Below are 20158 nucleotides of genomic sequence, written 5' to 3'. Positions count from 1 at the left end.
ATTCCAAAGGTGAAACGGAGACATGCATGTTCGATCCAAAGGCATTTCAATTGGAAAATCAGGTGGCCCTCGTCACCGGCGCGGGCGCTGGTATCGGCAGGGGCATTGCAGAGATGTTCGCCGGCGCGGGAGCGGCGGTCGTCGTGAGCGACCTCAAGCAGGAGACGGCTGACGACGTGGCCAAGGGCATTGTGGAAGCTGGTGGCAAGGCCGTGGGCATTGCGTGCAACGTGACCAAGGAAAGCGACCTTGAGACCGCAGTTCAGACGGCAATCGATAATTTCGGCAAGCTGACTATCCTTGTGAACAACGCTGGTGGCGGTGGGCCAAAGCCCTTTGACATGCCGATGGATGACTTCCGCTGGGCGTATGAAATCAACGTCTTTTCTGCCTTCCGCCTAACGCAACTTGCAGCGCCGCACATCGAAGCCGCCGGCGGGGGATCGGTGCTTAACATCTCTTCCATGTCAGCCGAGAACAAGAACGTGCGCATGGCGTCTTACGGCTCTTCCAAGGCCGCGATCAGCCATTTGACCCGCAACATCGCCCATGACCTTGGATCCCGGAAGATCCGGGTGAACGGGATCGCGCCCGGCGCGATCCGGACGGCAGCGCTGGCCACGGTTCTCACGCCAGAGGTTGAGCAGGCCATGCTCATGCATACGCCAATCAAGCGTCTTGGTGAGCCATCAGATATCGCGGGTGCCGCGCTATATCTCAGCTCGCCTGCGGCGGCTTGGGTCAGCGGTCAGATCCTTACTGTGTCAGGCGGCGGTGTGCAGGAACTGGACTGACACCCGAAACGCATTCAGGCCGACCGCGCATTGTGTTGCCTACCACATATGAAATTACGGAGATAACCATGAGCTTTGATGCTTTTGCAGAATTTCGGCTAGACGGCCACAATGTGATAATCACAGGCGGTGCGCAGAACATTGGTGCCGGTATCGCAAAGACGCTTTCGGGCGCCGGCGCAAAGGTGATGATCGGCGATCTGAACGGTGATATGGCTGCCGAGACAGCCGCCGAGATCGCCAAGGAGACCGGCAATGATTGCCGGGGTATGGCGTGCAACGTAACCTCGCAGGATGACATAAACGGTTTGGTGCAGGCCACGGTCGATGCGTTTGGCGGCATCTCCACGCTCGTCAACAATGTTGGCTGGGGCGGGCGCCAGCCAGACACGACCGCAATTCCGGACGAGGAATTCATCAACTCCTACAAGCTGAATACGATCAGCGCATACCGGATGAGCATGGCCTGTCTTCCCTATCTTGAGAAGGCCGAGAACGCTTCGATTACCAACTCGGGTTCGTTCTCTTCAGCGGTGCCAGCCTATGACATTCTGCCCTACGGCACGGCGAAAGCCGCGCTGAACCAGATGATGGTGTCCATGGCACACATGTTGAACAAACGGGTTCGAGTGAACTCCATCCTGATCGGCACTGTGATGACGGCGGGATACGGCGATGCCGGCATCTCGCCCGAGATGCAGGAGAAACTGGCACATCCCGATAACCTGACCGGCCGCCCGGGCCGGCCCCAGGACATTGCCAATGCGATGCTGTTTCTTTGCTCGCCTGCCGCGGGCTGGGTCAGCGGTCAGACGATCAACGTGCACGGCGGCGGTGCTGTTGTGCGCCTCTTTGGCAGCTGATGAAGGGGCCGGCGATGCGCATATCTGCCCGCCTGCACGGTATTGTGCTTTCGCTGGCCCTCGTCGCTCTTGGCGGTGCGGGAGCCAGCGCAGAAGACTCCGGCGTTATACCGACAACAGGCCCCGCCACCATGGATCAGGTCATGCTGTTGATGTTTGCCGATCAAGGGCGAACCGTTGGCTATCAAAGCATGTTGTCCGGCATTCATCTGGAGACCATCAAGGCGCAGCTTGACCGAGACGCTGCCATCCTGGAACGCAACCGCGCCCTTTATGAGCGCAACGCCGTTTCCCTTTTAGAGCTGGAGGTTTCGCAACTCAAGGACGCGTGGAACAGGCTGCAACTGCAAGTCGCGGAAAGGAACCTGGCTGCCGTCGCGGCGCAGGTGACGGCGATCAGCATGCTGAACGAGCATTTCGCGGGGACTCCCGTCGATTTGGGCGAGCTTTACGCCATCTACCTGCGCGGTTGGGAAGCGGGCTGCGACAAGGGCCCCATTGAGGCGCGCGCCAACGAAGCGTGGATGGCCTATGCCGAAAAGTCGCTGGAACGCTCCCGGCAGTTGCAGGCACGTGGCAGCCTGTCCGAGGAAACCGTGCTTGCCCGCGAAGCCGACCTCCGCATCGCCACCGTAAATTTCGAACGCCGGTTCGAACGGCTTGATCGGTGTCGTGAGGTGTTCTTTCCCAGTTTTGACGACGTCGCTACGGCAGGCCGGTGACAGGAGCAAACCATGACCACCACAAATTCATTGCCGGCTACGGGCCTAACCTTGACGAAGCACCAAATCCTTCAGGGCGCAGTGATCTCCGGCGTGATCAATGCCGTGATCAACGGGGCAATCCAGTACTTCCTGCTACGAAATTCCATGCCGATGCCCCTCACCGTGGATTCGATCGGAACTGAGGCACATACGGTCCTCGGGTCATCTGTGCCGTTGGCTGTTTCATTGGCGATGATTTTGACGGCAGTGGCGCATTTCACAGTGAAAGGTACAAAAAAGCCATTCGTGCCCACGACCCTGTGGCTCGTCATCAAGCACGGTCTGTTCGCATTTGGTGCCGTGGTTGCGCTGGCTGTTGTCTGGCAACGCGCCATGGGCTCGGTAGAGGTGGGTCTCGGAGCCGCAGTTGTGCTTCTTGCTCTCGTCGCAGGTCTGGTCGCTGCCATAGTGAATTACATGACGATCACCGCTGTTGTCGAGGATCAGGCATGAGCTCCGACACACTCGCGCAGGTCCCTTGGGGACAGCTGTTTGGGCTGCTGTTCATGACGATGGGACCAATTCGTGCCATCGCAGTGTTCTCGCGCGTCGGATCGGATGATGCAGATCCATCAGTCAATGCAATCGCCCGGCGCGCCAGTGCATTGGTTGCGGGCGCATTCGTCGTCGCGGTCGTGATTGGTTTCGGGGCGCTAGGAGCCTGGGGCGTAAGCTTCCCGATCTTGATTGGCGCAGGCGGAGTGGCGTTGTTTGCCCTGTCGCTGCGGGACCTTTTGAGCCAGCCCGCCCCGGCGCGTCAAATTGATCCGTCTCAGGTCGACGCATCGGCTATCGCTTTTCCTGGGATCTTTCCGCCCATTGCTGTCGTCGTGCCGCTCATCTTTGCGACAGCTTTTCCAGGGATTGAGAACAAGCTTGGCATCCTCGCCATGGGGCTCGGTATGATTGCGCTAAACTACATGCTGATGTTGCGGTCCAAAGCAATTTTGCGTGCAATAGGACCTGTGCCTCTGCAACTCTTTGGTGCCGTCTTCGGTGTGTTGCAACTCGCCTTGTCACTGCAGTTCATATACGATGCGGTGATGATGCTAGCGTGATCAGGCAAAATCGGTGCTGCGCGCTGTTCTTCATTTTCGGTTGCGAACAATTACCGCTGATAGCTTTCAGCGTTCCAAAGGAAGATGACTTTAAGTTCGGCGCAAAATTGACCAAAACACTTGAATTCAAACAACGCACTGATGGAAAAGCTTCGACGTCGATTCAGTCCCCTGAAAGGCTTTCCAACTCTGAAAATCCTTCGTCAGGAGCTTGGAGGATGTGGGTGACATGCGCGCCTTGATAGGGATAAAGCAATATAGATATACACGGCCTGTGAGATTAGCCTTGAATGCCCGCATAGCGTCGCAGTACTGACCTTTGTGGTTTTCAAACGATATGCGGCTTTGTCCGCTCACCAACGATCCCGCGTCGGACTGTGAACGACCGTTTTGGGGCTGAGAGCAGTCATTTCCGTCCGTGGGTTGAACTTCGGCTTCGTCCTGCGATCTGTGAATTCGAACCAGACCAGATTTTGCGCTTGCAGCGAATGACCGCAAAGCGGGCTGCGACCGCAGAATCTTGCCTGGGTGCTCAGTGTCCGGAATGGGCCGCGAGTGACGGCTACGAAACCTTTCAAACCACAGTCAGGTTTGCGTCACTTACAAGAAAGCGAGCGCCCGATAAGACGGCATTGATTTCGAGTTTTCCCCTTTGCATTTATTGCATCCATCGACCAGCTAACATTCGACTCCCGGGTCAACATTAAGAAGCCGAAATCGCTGTTGCTGACTACTATACTTGCAAGGCTGCCAGCAACTTCAACGTTGGTAGCGATTTCGGTGGGCATCGGATCAAGCTGCGTTCCTCCATTGCCGCTTATCCCCTGCACTGGCCCGTCCATTAAATCGATGGCCTGAAAGGCGTGGATATGGCCTGACAAAACAAGGTTGACTGTTTCTGGTATGACCCCGCTGAACGCCGCCCGCTGTGTGTCGTCACCATCAATCAACTCTCCAAATGCGTGCATGTTCACCCAAAGCGGTCGGTGTGTGAGAAACCAAGCTTCGCTGCCGGTATTTCCAAACAAGTCTCTGGCCATTCGACCGTAGACGTTTGATAAGCCAGGGCTGCTTTGCGGTGCCGGGCCGGCAGAGGAATCAAACGAAATCAGATCAAGACCGTCAACGGAAGCGACCCACGGCAGGGTCACAGTAGGACAACTCAAGGGAACGGACCCGGCTTCTAAATACCGGAACCACCCTTTGTCGCCGCGTCCTCAGGTTTCGTGATTGCCCCTCAAGTAGATAAACGGGATGCGCCCGAGCAGACTACCCGCTGGGTCCAGCCAATCCGCGGACCAGGATTTGAAGGTGTCACCATAAGGAGATCCGCCGCATTTTTCTGGGTCCGGGCATTCCGATGCCCGATACAGGTAGTCGCCAACATGGATAACTAGATCCGGTGACCTGAATGCGATTTCCTCCAGGATGGAATTCAAGGGCCAGGCGGACGGGTCATTGCAATTCTTTACTCTAGTGCCGCGAATTCGGCACCCGTTATCACCGATCACCGATCACCGATCACCGATCACCGATCACCGCAATGCGTTGCACGTTTGGATTGAGGGTTGGCAGCGCGTTTTCATCAAGCATTATTTTTTGCGCCAGTTTTGGCGCGCGGTATTCGCAAACCAGATGAGGAAACTGGTCCTCTGGCATTGCTCGCTTATTCGTCGCAACAACCTGACCATCGATTTGCGACAAAGGGCAGTCAGGTGAGGCAGAGACTGCTCTTACAATGATTTGATCATTGGGTCCGAGTTGGACCCAACTATGCAACACGTCGGCTTTGGAAGACAAAACCGTGAAACACAGCCAAACCCATGCCGCGAAAACAAGTGAAGCGGTTTTGGTCAACATCCCGAACCCTCTTTCGGAAAATGCGACAAGCTTAGGTATGAGGCCTCGCAAGTCCAGTGAATTTCAAATCCTGCTGACGCAAGCGGAACAAAAGGAACTCAGTTCAGAACATCCGTTAAGGCGCCTATAAGCTTCAGCGCCTGATCCCTCTCGTGGTTTACTTCGCAAAACGGTCTTGTCAGAAGAACTTGTCTTGAGGCGGGCAGGGCGGTTACGTAGCTTTTGCACATGACCAATCCTGCCTCTTTCAAGTATTTCAAAACCAGCCCTGAGATCATCCGCCTTACAGTGATGCTGTACATCCGTTTCCCGCTCTCGCTTCGGAATGTCGAAGATCTGCTGCATGAGCGAGGCATCGACGTGAGTCACGAAACTGTCCGGTATTGGTGGAACAGGTTTGGCCCGATGTTTGCTGCTGAGATAAGGCGGAAGCGTGTTCAGCAACTGCTCGCGTTCTCCAAATGGAAGTGGCATGTGGACGAGGTTTTCGTGAAGGTGAATGGCAAGCGGCATTATCTTTGACGGGCTGTTGATCATGAAGGCGAGGTGCTGGAAGCCGTTGTCACCAAACGCCGAAACAAGGCTGCAGCACTGAAATTCCTCGAGAAGTTAATGAAGCGACACGGTAAAGCGGAAAACGTCGTCACGGATTGCTTCGCCTCATACAGAGCTGCGCTCAGTGAGCTGGGCGCGCTTGAAAAACAACAGACGGGCAGGTGGCTCAACAACCGCGTCGAGAATTCGCACCTGCCGTTTCGACGACGCGAACGCGCGATGCAGCGTTTCAGGCGCATGCGAAGTCTACAGAAATTCGCCTCCGTCCATTCCTCCGTCTACAACCACTTCGACCAGGAAAGATCACTGACCAGCCGAGACACCTTCAAGCTGACCCGCGCCGCCGCAATTAGCGAGTGGCGTCAACTTTGTTCCGGACAAGTTCACGGTTTCCGCGGCACACTGAGACTGGTTCGAATTCGTCTGACAGCAATCTCCAGTCCGCTTGCGGTCCTGTCGAAGAGGGCAAAGTGTATCTGCCCGTAGACGCGCCCTGGCTGCGGACATTCAAACGGGAATTGCAGTCCTTTCCACGCGGGCGCAAAGACGACCAGGTCAACAGCTTTGCCCATTTTCTTAATTGGTCCAAGGAGCTGGGCTTCTATCGGGCGCTGGGTCGCAATCATCAGATCAACATTGAACGTCGGGAGCGCAATCGCGAGCGGTCCCGGTGGCGCTAGAGCAGAAAGCTAGGTTAAGCGCCAATCGTCGACCTTGATCCGCCCAGCGAAACCTTGACCATTGGGCCCGAAGGGCGGGAAGCTGACATTCTTTGCAGTTGTAAACCTATCCGGTAGCGGAGGTGAAATCCGACCTTCGCGGTCGACGCCTACGGCTAGATTCGAAAATACAAAAAAGTCCGTGTGATTTCGTAGGCGTAGATGGCTTGGACATGCGTGACGAAACTAAACAGACGCTCCCACGTTCAGGCGGTCAGTTTGAAGAAGCTGTTAAGAACCAACATTTGACCAAACAATACGGCAATTCGTTGGTTTAGAACCTTATGGAAGCTGTGAGTTCTCCGACAACACTGGATCCACCACCAAAGGTTGATTGAAACTCGCCGCTGAAGCCTATCGATCGGTTTCCATCTGCAGAGGTATGTTCAAGCGTAAAGCCAAGAAACCCTGCAGCTTCATCTTCTGTTGAAGCTACGAAAGAAAAGGGTGTCGCTGCTACGATTGCGTCCACATCGTCGGATCCTGCATCAAAAGTTGCATCTACTCCAACGGCCCAGTTCAGGTAGGTACTCGATCCATTTGCGGCCTCGTAGAGGCGGGGCAAGTTCAATTGAGCCCGCGTGTTGAACAGCGAAACGTTCCGATCTTCGACAGTCAGCGGATACGCGGTTCCTGTTTCGGTATATTCATCAAGTTTCAGAAAGACATAGCTTGCGCGTGCACTGAAGAAGGCAGGAATTGGCAAGGCGTTGATGGGTGCCGAGATCGAGAGCGATGGCGAAACGAACGTGCCGTCAAAATCGCCTTTCGCTTCGCCGCCATCAACGTTTCGGGTCGCTTCATTGTCGGTTACGCCAGCAAGAAGCGCTGCGTTGAGGCTGTATCGTCCGTAGTCCCTTTCGAGGTAAACGCCCCCAAAATATGACGTGATATCGGTATCTCCTGCGTCTTGATCCAGCGAGACATGGCTGTCGTCATATCCGACAAGAACACCAAAATCGCTGTTATCGATAAATTCACTCGTCTCGGCACCAACTACGAAACCGTACATACGATGGCTGAATCCAAGATTTGAACCGTCTTCTTCAACATCGCGATCTCCTCCGAAGGCTGAACCCCAGACATATGGGCCGTTATCCTGTTCAACATACCCGAAAGGACCCAGGTTTCTGCTAACCTGGCCACCGGACGAGCCGGACGCATAGGGGCTGGCGGTGTCAATCGTATTGAACACCGCGTCGGTGAGATCGCTGATAAAAGTACCTTGGGCCACGAATCCCGTCGTATCCACCGAAACCGCAGTGAGGCCATTGTTGGCCACAACGCCGGCCCCTTCAAAATTGACGACTTCGGGGGCGGATGCGAGGTCATTATCGTCACCCGATGCATCAGCAAAATTTACAACCGAATTCATGCCGCGCGCAAAGTTCAACGTGTCAATGTCATTCGGGTTCGTGCCCCCCATGCCATCGTTGCCATTGCCGAAATCGACCGATCCGTTCAGAATCGAGCCGGGCTCGAGATTCAACGTGTCGTTCCCATCGCCGCCATATACGATGGAAAAGCCTTCTCGACCGGTGATGCGGGCGGAGTTTGTGATTATTGCAGCGGCGTTGTTGTCGCGATCTTCGATCTCGATACCGTATTCGAACGCATCAATATTTCCGGTGTTCACAATGGTAATTGAACCGGCTCCGTCCACGTCCACTTCGATCCCGTTATTGTCCAGCGAACGCAACGCCCCGCTGTTGGTCACACGGGCATCGCCGTCACCGTTTAGTTCGATATCGATCGCGTCGGAATCGGCGGTAAGCCGGGCAGAGTTCACAATGCTGACATCGCCGCTTCCCTCGACATCCACTTCGATCGCATCGTCTTCGCGAGAGGTTATCCGCCCAGAGTTTCTAATGAAGACATCGCCATCTCCGAAGATTTCGGCGTCAATTCCCTCGTCGTTTCTGGCGGTTATGGATGCAGCGTTTGTAATGCTTATGTTGCCGTTCTCGGTCACATGGGCGAAGATTCCGTCAACTTCGGCATCGATGGTACCGGATGCCGAAATAGTAACATCGCCGTTTCCGTCTATTTCAGCGTTAATGCCATCAATATTTTCCGCCGCAATTTCACCCGACGCTTCAACCGAGATGTTTCCGTCGCCAGCAACAAAGCTGCGGATCCCGTGTTCGCTTGTTTCGATATCACCGTTAATCGTGATCGAGATGTCGCCGTCACCATCAACTTCGGCTTCGATGCCGTCATCCGAACCGGCGCGGATATCACCTGTGACCTGAATGTTGATATCACCGGAATCCTCGGCATCAGCGTCAATGCCGATCGCATCGCCAGTGATATTGCCCACCACAGTCACGTCAATCACGCCTCCGGGGCTGCCGGTTTCCACATCAATTGCATCGCTATCGAGGGATTGGACGTCGCCCGTCACATTGACGGTCACATTCCCGTCCTCCGCGTCAGCAAAGATCGCATGTTCTTCTTCAGCAGAAATGTTGCCGTTAGAATTGACCGTTACGTTGCCTGTTCCATTTGCTACGCCGTAAATCCCGTATTCTCTGCCAGTAATATCCCCGATGCTGTCGACGACGACATCACCAGCGCCATTCACCGTGGCGTTGATACCGTCGCCCGCTGCTGCGCCGCTGACATCGCCCCGGTTCGAAATTGTAATGTCGCCATCATTGGTCAGAAGCGCGCGGATGCCGTCCCTTGCGGACGAAATATTGCCCGACGAAGTGATGCTGATATCTCCGTCTCCGCCCCTTTGGCGGGCAAAGATGCCGTCAGCGTTGTTTCCTTCTGTCGTGATATTTCCGGTCGAGCGGATCGTGATATCGCCGTCACCGTCGTCTTGCCGTGCAAAGATCCCGCGGGCGTTATTTCCAGAAGTCGAGAGGTTGCCCTCGGATTCAATGGAGATATCCCCATCGCCGCCATTTTGACGCGCCAAGACGGCGTTCGCGTTGTTTCCTTCTGTTGTGATGTTTCCGGTTGATAGGATCGCGACATCGCCATCGTCATCGCTTTGCTGTCCAAGTATACCGCCAGAGTTGTTTCCAGCCGTTGAGATATTGCCATTCGACACCACCGAGACATCCCCTTCGCCGCCACTCTGAAGTGCGGTGATGCCTGTTGATCGATTTCGAATTGTGCTGATATCGCCCGCTGAGTTGACCGATACCGTGCCGTCTCCACCGTCCTGATTGGCGTAAATTCCGTCTGAACGGCTGCCCGATGTGCTTATACGACCCGCTGAAACCACTGACACATCGCCATCACCACCTTGTTGAGTAGCGCTGATACCGGCGCTTCTGCTGGGTCCGGATGTCGTGATATTGCCGGTCGAGTTAACCGAAATGGCACCGTCACCCTCAAGATCGGATCGAATGCCAAAGGATCGACGTCCGTCGGTTGCAATTCCGCCCGTCGATGTGATCGAAACATCCCCGTCGCCGTCCGCATCCACAACAATCCCATCCGCGCCGTTCCCCGTCGTGACAATGCCGTCGGTTCCATTCGTCTGGATGTTAAGGGTTACGTTACCTGTTGGTGTGCTGAAAGCCACTCCGTCTGTTCCACCGCTTGGTGCAATTCCCGGAGCAGTCACGTTATTGATATTGAGCGTTTCGATTGCTGGCCCGTTTGCCTGAACACCCGTTGAAACATCTCCCGTACAGGTGGCGAGGTCACCCGCAACACTGCACGGACCGTTTGATGGAGGAACAACCGTTTGCGCGATCGAAGGAGTTGCCACTCCAATCGATGCACCCAAACCTATCGCACCGGCAGCAACTGGAGCAGCGAAAGCGCGATATGCAGCGGATTTTCCTTGATGGTATTTGCTCGTCTGCGCTTTGGAAAGTGCCGCTGTACGACGGCGCGCTTTGCGGTTCAAACCGCTTACTCGTAACATCTTGTTCACCCCTTAAGAGTGGTCTGGAAACCACCGCAACTTTTTTGCGCGAAAACCTCCGCGTATTTGTTAGCAGCAAAAAAAAAGATGGCTTTTTGATGTTCCGATTAACGATATATTAACGAATTTCTGACTGGTCTTTTGTATGATGCAATTTGATCACATGCATGCTCTGAAAAAACCGGCCAGCGGCAGCTCCCTACTTGGATCCGGTGGAATGATAGAATTATTCAAATAACCTCCATCTGTCTGCATGAATGCCAAACGGGTTTAGAACTCGTGCCCACTCGAATTTCTGCTGAGCGCTCTTAGCGCAAAACTTCGGATACGTGTCGAATGTCTGCAACGGGCCGTCAACGCTTTCCATCAGGACATAAAGTCGTGTCGCCTGCTAGGTGATCCAGAAGCGCGCGCACCCGAGTTGTAATGCGCCTGTTCTGTGGAAACAATGCAGCGACGACATATGGCGACACCCGGTTCTCGGGAAACAGCTCGACCAGATCGCCGGACCGTAAGGCATCTGCGACTGTATATGCCGGGCACCGTGCGATGGCGGCGCCTTGTTGAGCAAGGCGAGCTGACGCAGCGGGAGCATTCATTCGGAAGCGTCCGGTCACTTGGACAGCCTCTTCTTGGCCGCCGAAGTCGAACCTCCACACTGTAGGCTCTGTCATGTTGCCATCGAGGATGCACTCATGTTTGGCCAGTGCCCGGGGATGGTCCGGGCGCCCTGCGCGTTCCAAATAGGTGGGTGAGGCACACACAACCAAGGGCATGCGGCCCAACTGCCGAACCTTGAGCGAGCTGTCCCGCATTGGGCCAATCCTGACAGCAAGGTCGAGGCCTTCTTCAACAATCGACGCTCTGCGATCAGAAAACTTCAGATCGAGCTCTACATGGGGGTGTTTCTCAGCGAATTTTGCGAGCGAAGGTACCAACCGCAATGCGCCAAACCCCGTTGGCGCCGAGATATGGATCACACCGCGAAGGGACGCCTGCTCATTTCTGACCCTGTCTTCGAGTTCGTCGAATCCGTCGAGAAGCGGCTCGCACAACATCAGGTATGTTGCACCCGCATCTGTCAACGACACGCTGCGGGTCGTGCGATTGAGCAGCTGTACACCAAGCGCGTTTTCCAGATCAGCTACGTACTTACTGACCAAACGCGCAGACCGCCCCATGCGCTGCGCAGCGACGGTGAACGACGTGTTCTTTGCAACCAGCGCAAAGGCCCGCATGCGGTCTATCTTGTCCATCTCATTGCGCCTTCTGAGGGCTTAAAGTTCGTCAAATATAGGAGATTATCATCAAGAAGCGCAATGTGTATTGCTTGTTCAACACCTGCAACCAACCGGTGAAACCCATGTCCAACGCTGTTCGTATTCACCATTTCGCCAAATCTGGCCATGCACACCGCGCTTTGGTCTTTGCGAAACTTGCCGGGATTGCACATGAGGTTGTTCCCGTCGATCTGGCAGCTGGCGCGCATAAGTCGCCTGAATTTCTTGCCATGAACCCAAATGGGCAAGTGCCCGTTCTTGAGGATGGCGAGGTTGTTGTGTCCGACTCGAACGCGATTCTTGTCTATCTTGCGCGGAAATATGCGCCTGATTGGATACCAAGTGATGCGGTCGGAGAAGCAAACGTGCAGCGTTGGCTCACTTTAGCGGCTGGAGAGATTGCGTTTGGTTCTTGCGCTGCGCGGTTGATCACCGTCTTTGGCGCGCCGCTGGACCCGAACTTTGCAGCCGCGACTGCCGAAAAGCGATGCAGAAACTGGAGCGTGGGCTCACGGGTCGCGACTGGCTCGTTGGCGAGCAGCCCACCATCGCTGATGTGGCTAGCTACTCCTATACGGCACACGCGCCGGAGGGGAATGTCTCTCTCGAGCCATACCCGAACGTCCGCGCCTGGCTCGCTCGGTTTGAGGCCATACCCGGTTTTGAAGCGATGCCGGCGACGGCTGTTGGTCTTGTTGCAGAGTGAAAGGGCAAACCCATGACGACCGAAGCCCAACGGCATCCTTTGCCACCGTTCTCAAAAGAAACCGCCATTCAAAAGGTGCGCCTGGCTGAGGACGGCTGGAACGGCCGGGATCCGGCCAAGGTCGCGCTGGCCTACACGCCGGACAGCAAGTGGCGCAACCGGATCGAGTTTCCCCAAGGGCGCGATCAGATTGAGGAGTTCTTGACCCGGAAATGGGCCAAGGAACTGGACTACCGTCTGATCAAAGAGCTTTGGGCACATTACGGCAATCGCATCGCGGTCCGCTACGCCTATGAGTACCACGATGACGGCGGAAACTGGTTCCGGGCCTATGGCAATGAAAATTGGGAGTTCGACAAGGATGGCTACATGGAACGCCGGTTTGCCAGCATCAATGAACACCCCATCCAAGAGGCGGATCGAAAGTTCCGCTGGCCGCCGGGGCGCCGTCCGGATGACCACCCCGGTCTGAGCGATCTCGGGCTCTAGTGTGGCTCAGGTGAAAGGATCAAGCGATGGCACAGATACATAAATCGCACAGAGGTGAGTTGATGCTGCAAGAGCGGCGTCACACTCCCAAAGAGGTGAGCGATGCGATTCCGCACTACATCGAAAGCGACATGCCGAAACAGCATGCGGATTTCTTTGCGGGTCTGTCCTATTTGCCGCTCGCAACGCTTGATCGTAATGGGCGTCCGTGGGTCAGCCTTCTGGTTACACAATCAGACAGCGACCCTTCTGTTGGCATTCAGGTTGCGGGCCAGAACACCACGCATGTGGTCGCGGAAACCAATCCGCATGATCCCTTTGTGCGTGCTGTGAGCCAGGATCCCGCATCGGGCCTTGAAGCGCGGCTCTTTGCCGGGGTTGGGATCGATTTCGGTAACCGCCGACGAAACAAAATTGCGGGCTCCATACGTACCGCAGATGTCGAGGGCGAGGAGAAGATCAGGTTACAACTGTTGTCCGATCAGCACTTGGGGAACTGTCCAAAGTACATTACAGTCCGTTCCTTAGGGCACACGCGACGCAACCCTGAAATTATCCATGACGGCTTCGATGTGCACTCATCTGTGCTGTCGAATGAGGCCAAATCCGTCGTGGCGCGCGCCAGCACCTTGTTCTTGGCGACAAAACATACAAGCGATGCCACCACTGCAGGCGCTCAGACCGATATGGGCGTCAATCATCGCGGCGGCGCGCCCGGCTTTACCCGGCTCTACGAGGAGAACGACGGGGCGCGGGTTACGACCTATTTGGTTCTGCCCGATCATTCTGGCAATCGCTTCTACCAGTCGCTGGGCAATATCGAAACGGACCCGAAGGTTGGGCTGGTCTTTCCAGACTTTGAAACCGGTGAGATCCTCTACATTACGGGGGATGCTGAAAATCTGCTTGGGGATGACGCAGATGCGCTGATGCCGCGCGTGAGCCTGCTGACACGTATCAAGGTAACGGGCGCGGTTTTTGTGCGTGGAGGCCTAAACCTCAAGCTGGCATCAAAAGAGCAACTCTCCCCCTACAATCCGCCGGTCAAATATTTGCGCGCAGAGTTGGAGAAGATGGGGCATGCAATCAAGGCGCACGACGCCGCTATCCCGCTGACCGCCAAGCTTATCGCTACAAAACCCCTGTCCAGCACAATCAGTACTTTCGAATTCGAGTTGTCTGAGGCAATCAATGCCCCATTGCCTGGTGGCTTTGGCGTCTTTGACTTCTCCGACCTGGTGGACGCCGGATACAGCCACATGAACGAGACAAACCCTCAGCTTGTGAACGAGGACTACGTCCGCACATGGACGCTTTCCGGAGCGCCAAAGTTTGACGAAGAGAACAACGCGTTTCGCACGACCAATCGGATCAGTGTTACGGTCAAACGCAAACCAGGCGGTCTGATGTCCAACCTCCTGCACAACTATGCGGAGAAGCTGATCACGTACAATCTTCCAGTTAAATTCAAGGGAACCGGAGCGGGCTTTTCCTGTTTTTCCGAAGTGGCTGAGGGCAGCCCCCCAAAGTTCCCAGCAAAGATGCTTTGGATCGCGGGTGGCGTTGGCATCACCCCGTTCATGGTGATGTGGGACGGAGTCAAACAAGTGGTAGAGACTTACCCGCAGGACCAGCCCATCGATATCGTGTTTCTGTTTTCCGGTCGGGACGATGACATTGCAGTTCTGCAGCACTTTGCGAAAAAAAACAGCTCTGTTTCGGACCAGGTGACACTGCGTATTGTCGCGTTTCAAAGCGCAGGCGAAAACGCATTGGCTGCGAAATCCGCACGCGATGATCTGAACGCAGCATTCACCGATCAGCCGCTGCAGCTTCAGGAGCGACGCATGCATAGCAAAGACATTCAATCGGTCGCGCATCTCGGAATGCGAGATGTATATATGTGCGGCCCTGAAACTTTGATGACCAGTTCTGAAGCGGCGCTTAACGATTTGGGCCTCGAGGAAGCAAGGCTTCACCGTGAGACGTTTGTGTTTTGATAGGGGGATAAAAAGCCTGCCCATGACGTCTCCGGGCAGCATAATCAACTCTATGATTGAGTGTTGGAAAGGTTTTCACCAAGTCGAAACGATACCGGTTTCCTCAGTGCTATCCCGGATCGATGACCGCTATGTGGGCTGCACTCGCGGAAACTGATCGCTCCGCGCAAGGCCCGGTTTAGGCCGTTGGATGTATCGTGGAGAACGGGGAAGGCGCTTGCGCTGCGTCTGCACCGAAGTCTGCAACGAGCCTGAAGCCGACCTGTTTAGACTCAAAGCAAATACGCTTTTCGCAAGACGTGTCTATTTTCGACTAAACAGCGCCTTGTGACTGATGTTGCAGCTTGCGGACTTTCCCTGGAGGCATGTTAAAAACCCGTTTGAATGCTTTGTTAAAAGAAGGTTCAGATAGGTACCCGATCTCAGCCACGATTTGCGAGATTGGTTGATCGGTAGCAATTAATCGTTCTCGCGCCAGATGCATCCGCCAGGTCGCAAGGTATTGTATTGCCGGCACACCGACGAGCTCGGTAAACCGTGCGGAAAATGCCGATCTGGACATACCTGCAACCTGTGCAAGAGACTCGACTGTCCAGTTTGCTGCGGGTGCGCGATGAATGGAAACAATAGTGCGGCCAATCTGTTGGTCTCTGGCGGCTTTCAGCCAACCTCGATTGGCGTCGGGCGCACTGTTCAACCATCGGCGAATAGCCTCGATGACAACCACATCGGCCAAGCGTGTAATCACTGTTTCGCCGCCCGGTCGTAATTCACGCGCCTCTCTTGCAATGAATTGCAAAGTTGCTTGTAGCCAGCTCCCTGCATCCTCTTCCCACGGATCGATTTTGAGTACGTCGGGAAGCAAGGCCATCAACATGCCGCTGGCCGCGTGATCTATCCTGACGAGCCCGTACATGATTCCGGTCTCGGCTCCACCACCGCCGTGCTCTAGCGTTTCGTAGAGCTCGGTCACCTTGCGTATGGGCAGTTCTTCCAGTTTCAAAAGTGGGGTGTCTTTTGAGCTGGAGAACCCAACTGGCGCGCCATTTGTCATCAGAACCAAGTCGCCTTTCTCGACTTCAAACGGTACATCTTCTCCGACCCTCATAAAGCAACGCCCGTGCGTAATGACCGCAAAGCTCAGTATTTCGGGGAAACCCGGTATAGAAACGCCCCAAGGCGCAGACATGCGCGACTGGCAATAGAATGTACCCGTCAGTTTCAGAAGATGAAGAATTTCCCCGAGCGGATCACCGATTGGCTGCGCCAGTGCATGGGGGTCGGGAATATGGGGGTTGATCTGGCTCACTGCACCAGACTGTTCGATATCTTCCCAATTGTCTACAGTATTTGGATGAATGGATAAAAAGTTAGGACAATGCAGACTTTTTCGTCCTTCGTGCTTACCTATTTTGGGGTCATTGACTGATTTTAAGGAGATGACCGATGACACAGCAAACCATTCTCGTACTTGGCGCAACAGGTAAAACCGGATCACGTATCGTGACGCGCCTTGAAGACAGGGGTCATGCAGTTCGGCGTGGATCGCGGAATAGCAAAACCCCATTTGATTGGGAAAAACCGCAGACATGGCCCGCAATCCTGGACGGTGTTTCTGCCGCCTATATTTCCTATTTTCCTGACATCGCCTTTCCGGGCGCGGTCGAGCAAGTTGCGGCCTTCACGGCATTGGCTCGAGAAAAAGGACTGCAGCGACTTGTGCTGTTAACAGGTCGCGGAGAATTTCATGCCGAACGTGCTGAAGGGGTTGTTCGGAACTCCGGTGTGCCCTTTACGATCGTCCGTGCGGCGTGGTTTGCGCAAAACTACTCTGAAGGTGCATTGCTGGAGCCGGTAATGGCCGGTGTGTTGCCCATGCCCGCAGGTGACGTGCGTGAACCGATTATCGACGTGGACGACATTGCCGACGTTGCCGTCGCCGCCTTGACCGAGGAAGGACACACTGGTGAGCTGTATGAAGTTACAGGGCCGCGTCTCATGACATTTGCCGAAATGGCTGCCGAACTTTCGCGCGCAATGGGCAGAACCGTGCAATATGTGCCGATTTCGTTTGAAGACTTCCATGCGGAAATCATCAACGCGAGCGGAGAGATGATTGCTGACGTGATTACTGACATAGCGAGGGAAACGCTTGATGGTCGCAATGCGAACACTGCGGACGGTGTTCAACGTGCCTTGGGGAGAGTTCCGCGCGATTTCTCTGATTTTGCTGATGAAGCCGCAAAGTCTGGCGCTTGGGCACAAGCTGCATGAGTCGGTCTGACGACAAAGGAACACAATCATGACGTTTGACGTAAAACGCAGGCTTGTCCTGGGGTTGGCGGGTCTTGTTGCAGCCACCCTGGGGCTGATCATCACGCTGGCCCCACTGGCCTTTTACTCCAGCTACGGCATTGATATTTCGCCGCAACCGAACTTGATGAGCGAATTGCGCGCACCTGCTGCCAATCTGGCTGCACTTGGCCTGATCATTCTGTCGGGAGCGCTATACCAAAAGATGGCCCAGACATCAGCTTGGCTTGGAGCCACTGTGTTCTTCGCCTTTGCCGCGGGGCGCGTGGTCAGCATTATGCTTGATGGACGACCATCGGACAGCATCCTTTCTGCTCTTGGGATAGAGATGGTACTTGGACTGCTGTGTTTGTGGGCCGCGAGCAAAGGGCGGCTAACGAAAGCTGGCATGCACCTCATGTCGTCGCGTAAACTTCGGATTTGAGACACAGTGAAAGCTGCCTGAGTGCATTTGGCCATTCACCGATACAGAGTGGGTGGCCAAAATATCTGAGTGACTCCGCGAAATACTGAATGGCTGGCGCTACCGATTGTGAGTTATGACATTAAAACCTTCTTCGGGTGATGGTGCCTCGAAATACCTCGCCAAACGCCAATATTGATCTTCCGTTGCTGCAAAGGCATGCGCACCTTCACTGTTGCGCTTGTGCAGCCGGCGCAGACAAACCTCATCCGGTAAGTCTAAAAAGTGAAGCTGGTGCGTCGCAGCAGTTTCTTCCAGCAGCTTGCGCATCCAGGCTCTGTTTTCAATTGTGTTCGCCGGAAAGTCGAGAATGACAGAAACCCCGGCCTTCAGCAACGATGCGATGTGCCGCCCCATGACCGGCCGCAATTTCAAAGCGCAATTTACATAATCCTGCAGGGAGTTCATCTGGTCGCCGAATAGGACGCTAAGCCATTCATCTTCTGAAATGAGCACCGCCCCGCCGCTATTCGCAAGTTTCGCCGCCAGACTTGATTTTCCTGAGGCGACTTTACCACAAAGCAAGTGAAGCGTTGGTTGGACCTGTGACATAGGGTGAACTCCCGGACTACCTAATGGCCCCTGTGCTCAGTTGATCTGCAAGTTGATCAAACACCAACCTGATCCTTCGCGCAGTATGTAATTCCGAGTGCGTCGCCAGCCAAATCGGGAACTTAAACGGCTCTCGGTCGGGTAGCACGCGCTCCACACCTGGTGTCAAGGCAGCCACGTCATCCGACATTACACTGATGCCAAACCCTTGGCGCACCAGCTCCCAGGATACAATTCCGCTTTGCGAGCCAATCCGGAAACTCTTTCGAGTGACCTTAACGCCCGCCGGATCGAGAAAACCGATCATCGTGTCAATGTCGCCAAACCCCACGAAATCCAACTTTGCGAGCTCGTTTTCATTTTTCGGCCTTCCCAACTGATCAAGGTACGCAGGTGCTGCGTAAAAATGTGCCGTCGCCTCGGCAACAAGCTTTGCGGTCAGATCTGGTTGCGTCGGGCGTACATGTCGGATGGCGATATCAGCCTCACGTCTCTGTATGTCTCGTAAGTCATTGGCAGCTACGACGTCGATCTCAAGACGCGGTGCTGCAAGTCGGATCTTTTTCAGTATGGGCGGCAGCTGATAGGCAGACATCACATCTGACGCGGTGATCCTGACTTGCCCTTCGACAGTTTGCGACTGGCTTGTAGCAGTAAGGGAGATCCTGTGCGCGACATCCGCCATTTCTCTGACATGCAACAAAAGCTCGGCGCCAGCGGTCGTTAAACTAAGCGATTTACCAACTCTTTCAAACAGGGTGATCCCAAGCGCCAATTCCAGCGCCGCAACCTGACGACCGACAGTAGGTTGAGTTTGCTCGAGAACGCGCGCCGCTGCGGAAAACGAGCCTTCTTCAGCCGTCGCAAGAAAGGTCCGTACCTGATTCCAGTCGAAATTGATGGCATTCCAGTTCATGCATTTATGCATAACACTTCTGCGAATTATGGCAATTTAGTAAATGTGTGTATGGATGTATGGGATGCGACAACAAATTTGAAAGAGAGTAATAAAATGGCTGCTTTGTCCAAAGATGCCGCGTTCTGGAGCAGAATCTCGCGAAAGTATGCGGCGGACCCAATCCGGAACATGGAAGGGTATCTGAACACACTCGAACGTACGAAGTCGCACCTAAAAGCAGAAGACAGTGTACTGGAAATCGGTTGCGGGACGGGTTCAACCGCGCTGTTGCTTGCACCGCATGTCAACCATATCACCGCCTCGGATCTCGCTCCGGGCATGATCGAGATTGCCAACGAGAAGCGTGCTAAAGAAGGATTGGAGAATGTCACTTTCAAGGTGGCCGAAGTTCTCGAGCACGATCCTGTTGAAGGTGGTTACGATGCGGTTCTGGCGCATAACCTGCTTCATCTCCTGCCTGATTTGGATCAAGCGCTAGAGCATATTGCCAAATTGACAAAATCCGGTGGGGTTTTCATATCCAAAACGGTGTGTGCGCCTGAGAATGGTGGGTTCAAGTATGCGATGATCAGTCGTGTCGCGATCCCTATCATGCAGTTTTTTGGGAAAGCCCCGTTTGTGAATTTCGTTTCTATGTCGATGCTTGATAGGAAAATTGAGCGTGCAGGCTTTGAAATCCTGTATACTTCCGATCAAGCCTCGATGCTCCAGAGTCGTTATGTTGTCGCGCAAAAACCTTGAAGCTCTAGTTCATTCAGCTTTGCAAGTGGAAACGCTATCTGTGTCACATCACCAGTAACAGTACATTCGTGAATGAATGGACTGCATTCAGGTTTGTTTCCACCTTTAGAAAGCTATTGCGATTGGCGGCGTTGCCCGAAAACCATGAGTTTATAAGAACCAGATGTTGCGGCCGCGGCGAAAGTAAGGTCTG

At 54.5% G+C, this 20158-nt stretch carries 19 protein-coding genes and 1 pseudogene; 12 read left to right on the top strand and 8 right to left on the bottom strand.

Features of this window, described 5'->3' with window-relative positions:
- Window positions 1-26 precede the first annotated feature (26 nt).
- The 5 genes from hdhA to ACR0JG_RS14060 all read left to right on the top strand — a co-directional run bounded on the left by hdhA (window position 27) and on the right by ACR0JG_RS14060 (window position 3479).
- On the top strand, window positions 27-794 hold the full coding sequence (gene hdhA / locus ACR0JG_RS14080; protein ID WP_480570571.1) for a 7-alpha-hydroxysteroid dehydrogenase: 768 nt from the start codon (window positions 27-29) through the stop codon (window positions 792-794).
- 68 nt (window positions 795-862) lie between these two features.
- On the top strand, window positions 863-1657 hold the full coding sequence (locus ACR0JG_RS14075) for an SDR family oxidoreductase (RefSeq protein WP_170736344.1): 795 nt from the start codon (window positions 863-865) through the stop codon (window positions 1655-1657).
- 14 nt (window positions 1658-1671) lie between these two features.
- The gene (locus tag ACR0JG_RS14070; RefSeq protein ID WP_170402024.1) at window positions 1672-2379 is read left to right on the top strand and encodes a hypothetical protein; all 708 of its coding nucleotides are present in this window, start codon (window positions 1672-1674) and stop codon (window positions 2377-2379) included.
- A 12-nt stretch (window positions 2380-2391) separates the two neighbouring features.
- A complete protein-coding gene (locus tag ACR0JG_RS14065) occupies window positions 2392-2874 on the top strand; it encodes a hypothetical protein (RefSeq protein WP_480570568.1) in 483 nt (160 codons plus the stop codon).
- Complete coding sequence (locus ACR0JG_RS14060) at window positions 2871-3479, top strand: MarC family protein (protein WP_170402030.1); 609 nt, start codon at window positions 2871-2873, stop codon at window positions 3477-3479. Before ACR0JG_RS14065 ends, ACR0JG_RS14060 begins: the two co-directional genes overlap by 4 nt.
- Window positions 3480-4075: 596 nt before the next feature.
- On the opposite strand, the gene ACR0JG_RS14055 is transcribed toward ACR0JG_RS14060, so the two are convergent.
- The 3 genes from ACR0JG_RS14055 to ACR0JG_RS14045 form a co-directional block, all read right to left on the bottom strand.
- On the bottom strand, window positions 4076-4630 hold the full coding sequence (locus ACR0JG_RS14055; RefSeq protein WP_480570564.1) for a hypothetical protein: 555 nt from the start codon (window positions 4628-4630) through the stop codon (window positions 4076-4078).
- Between the two features lie 66 nt (window positions 4631-4696).
- Window positions 4697-4990 carry a metallophosphoesterase gene (locus ACR0JG_RS14050; RefSeq protein WP_480570561.1) on the bottom strand — a complete coding sequence of 98 codons (294 nt, stop codon included), beginning with the start codon at window positions 4988-4990 and terminating at the stop codon, window positions 4697-4699.
- A 10-nt stretch (window positions 4991-5000) separates the two neighbouring features.
- Window positions 5001-5339 (bottom strand): hypothetical protein, encoded by a 339-nt coding sequence (locus ACR0JG_RS14045; RefSeq protein WP_480570558.1) that lies wholly within the window; start codon window positions 5337-5339, stop codon window positions 5001-5003.
- Window positions 5340-5567: 228 nt separating this feature from the next.
- Here ACR0JG_RS14045 and ACR0JG_RS14040 point away from each other — a divergent pair.
- A pseudogene (locus tag ACR0JG_RS14040) lies at window positions 5568-6263 on the top strand (IS6 family transposase); the annotation flags it as partial.
- A gap of 624 nt (window positions 6264-6887) precedes the next feature.
- Here the strand turns inward: ACR0JG_RS14040 and ACR0JG_RS14035 are convergent.
- Together ACR0JG_RS14035 and ACR0JG_RS14030 are read right to left on the bottom strand one after the other, a co-directional pair.
- The gene (locus ACR0JG_RS14035; protein WP_480570555.1) at window positions 6888-10502 is read right to left on the bottom strand and encodes an autotransporter domain-containing protein; all 3615 of its coding nucleotides are present in this window, start codon (window positions 10500-10502) and stop codon (window positions 6888-6890) included.
- 353 nt (window positions 10503-10855) lie between these two features.
- A complete protein-coding gene (locus ACR0JG_RS14030; protein ID WP_480570552.1) occupies window positions 10856-11758 on the bottom strand; it encodes a LysR family transcriptional regulator in 903 nt (300 codons plus the stop codon).
- A 107-nt stretch (window positions 11759-11865) separates the two neighbouring features.
- Here ACR0JG_RS14030 and ACR0JG_RS14025 point away from each other — a divergent pair, with 107 nt between their 5' ends.
- From ACR0JG_RS14025 to ACR0JG_RS14015, 3 genes are read left to right on the top strand one after another with little or no spacing between them, the layout of a single operon-like run.
- Window positions 11866-12504: a glutathione S-transferase family protein gene (locus ACR0JG_RS14025; protein WP_480570549.1), complete on the top strand. Its 639-nt coding sequence runs from the start codon at window positions 11866-11868 to the stop codon at window positions 12502-12504.
- The gene (locus ACR0JG_RS14020; RefSeq protein WP_480570546.1) at window positions 12501-12977 is read left to right on the top strand and encodes a nuclear transport factor 2 family protein; all 477 of its coding nucleotides are present in this window, start codon (window positions 12501-12503) and stop codon (window positions 12975-12977) included. The genes ACR0JG_RS14025 and ACR0JG_RS14020 overlap by 4 nt, the downstream gene beginning before the upstream one ends.
- A gap of 26 nt (window positions 12978-13003) precedes the next feature.
- Complete coding sequence (locus tag ACR0JG_RS14015; RefSeq protein ID WP_480570542.1) at window positions 13004-14977, top strand: pyridoxamine 5'-phosphate oxidase family protein; 1974 nt, start codon at window positions 13004-13006, stop codon at window positions 14975-14977.
- Window positions 14978-15290: 313 nt separating this feature from the next.
- On the opposite strand, the gene ACR0JG_RS14010 is transcribed toward ACR0JG_RS14015, so the two are convergent.
- The gene (locus ACR0JG_RS14010) at window positions 15291-16430 is read right to left on the bottom strand and encodes an AraC family transcriptional regulator (protein ID WP_170399653.1); all 1140 of its coding nucleotides are present in this window, start codon (window positions 16428-16430) and stop codon (window positions 15291-15293) included.
- Here ACR0JG_RS14010 and ACR0JG_RS14005 point away from each other — a divergent pair.
- Window positions 16424-17251: an SDR family oxidoreductase gene (locus ACR0JG_RS14005; protein ID WP_480570539.1), complete on the top strand. Its 828-nt coding sequence runs from the start codon at window positions 16424-16426 to the stop codon at window positions 17249-17251. The genes ACR0JG_RS14010 and ACR0JG_RS14005 overlap by 7 nt on opposite strands.
- A gap of 28 nt (window positions 17252-17279) precedes the next feature.
- Window positions 17280-17714, top strand: a complete 435-nt coding sequence (locus tag ACR0JG_RS14000; protein WP_170399705.1) for a DUF4345 domain-containing protein — start codon at window positions 17280-17282, stop codon at window positions 17712-17714.
- A 99-nt stretch (window positions 17715-17813) separates the two neighbouring features.
- Here ACR0JG_RS14000 and ACR0JG_RS13995 read toward each other — a convergent pair whose 3' ends face one another.
- Together ACR0JG_RS13995 and ACR0JG_RS13990 are read right to left on the bottom strand one after the other, a co-directional pair.
- Entirely contained in the window at window positions 17814-18305 is a 492-nt protein-coding gene (locus ACR0JG_RS13995; protein ID WP_170399709.1) for a P-loop nucleotide/nucleoside kinase family protein, read from the bottom strand.
- A 16-nt stretch (window positions 18306-18321) separates the two neighbouring features.
- Entirely contained in the window at window positions 18322-19221 is a 900-nt protein-coding gene (locus tag ACR0JG_RS13990) for a LysR family transcriptional regulator (RefSeq protein WP_170508695.1), read from the bottom strand.
- Between the two features lie 51 nt (window positions 19222-19272).
- On the opposite strand from ACR0JG_RS13990, the gene ACR0JG_RS13985 reads away from it, so the two are divergent.
- On the top strand, window positions 19273-19965 hold the full coding sequence (locus ACR0JG_RS13985; RefSeq protein ID WP_480504124.1) for a class I SAM-dependent methyltransferase: 693 nt from the start codon (window positions 19273-19275) through the stop codon (window positions 19963-19965).
- Window positions 19966-20158: the final 193 nt, after the last annotated feature.

The organism is Ruegeria sp. AD5, assembly GCF_056542345.1.
This window is presented reverse-complemented; position numbering and strand designations above follow the sequence as displayed.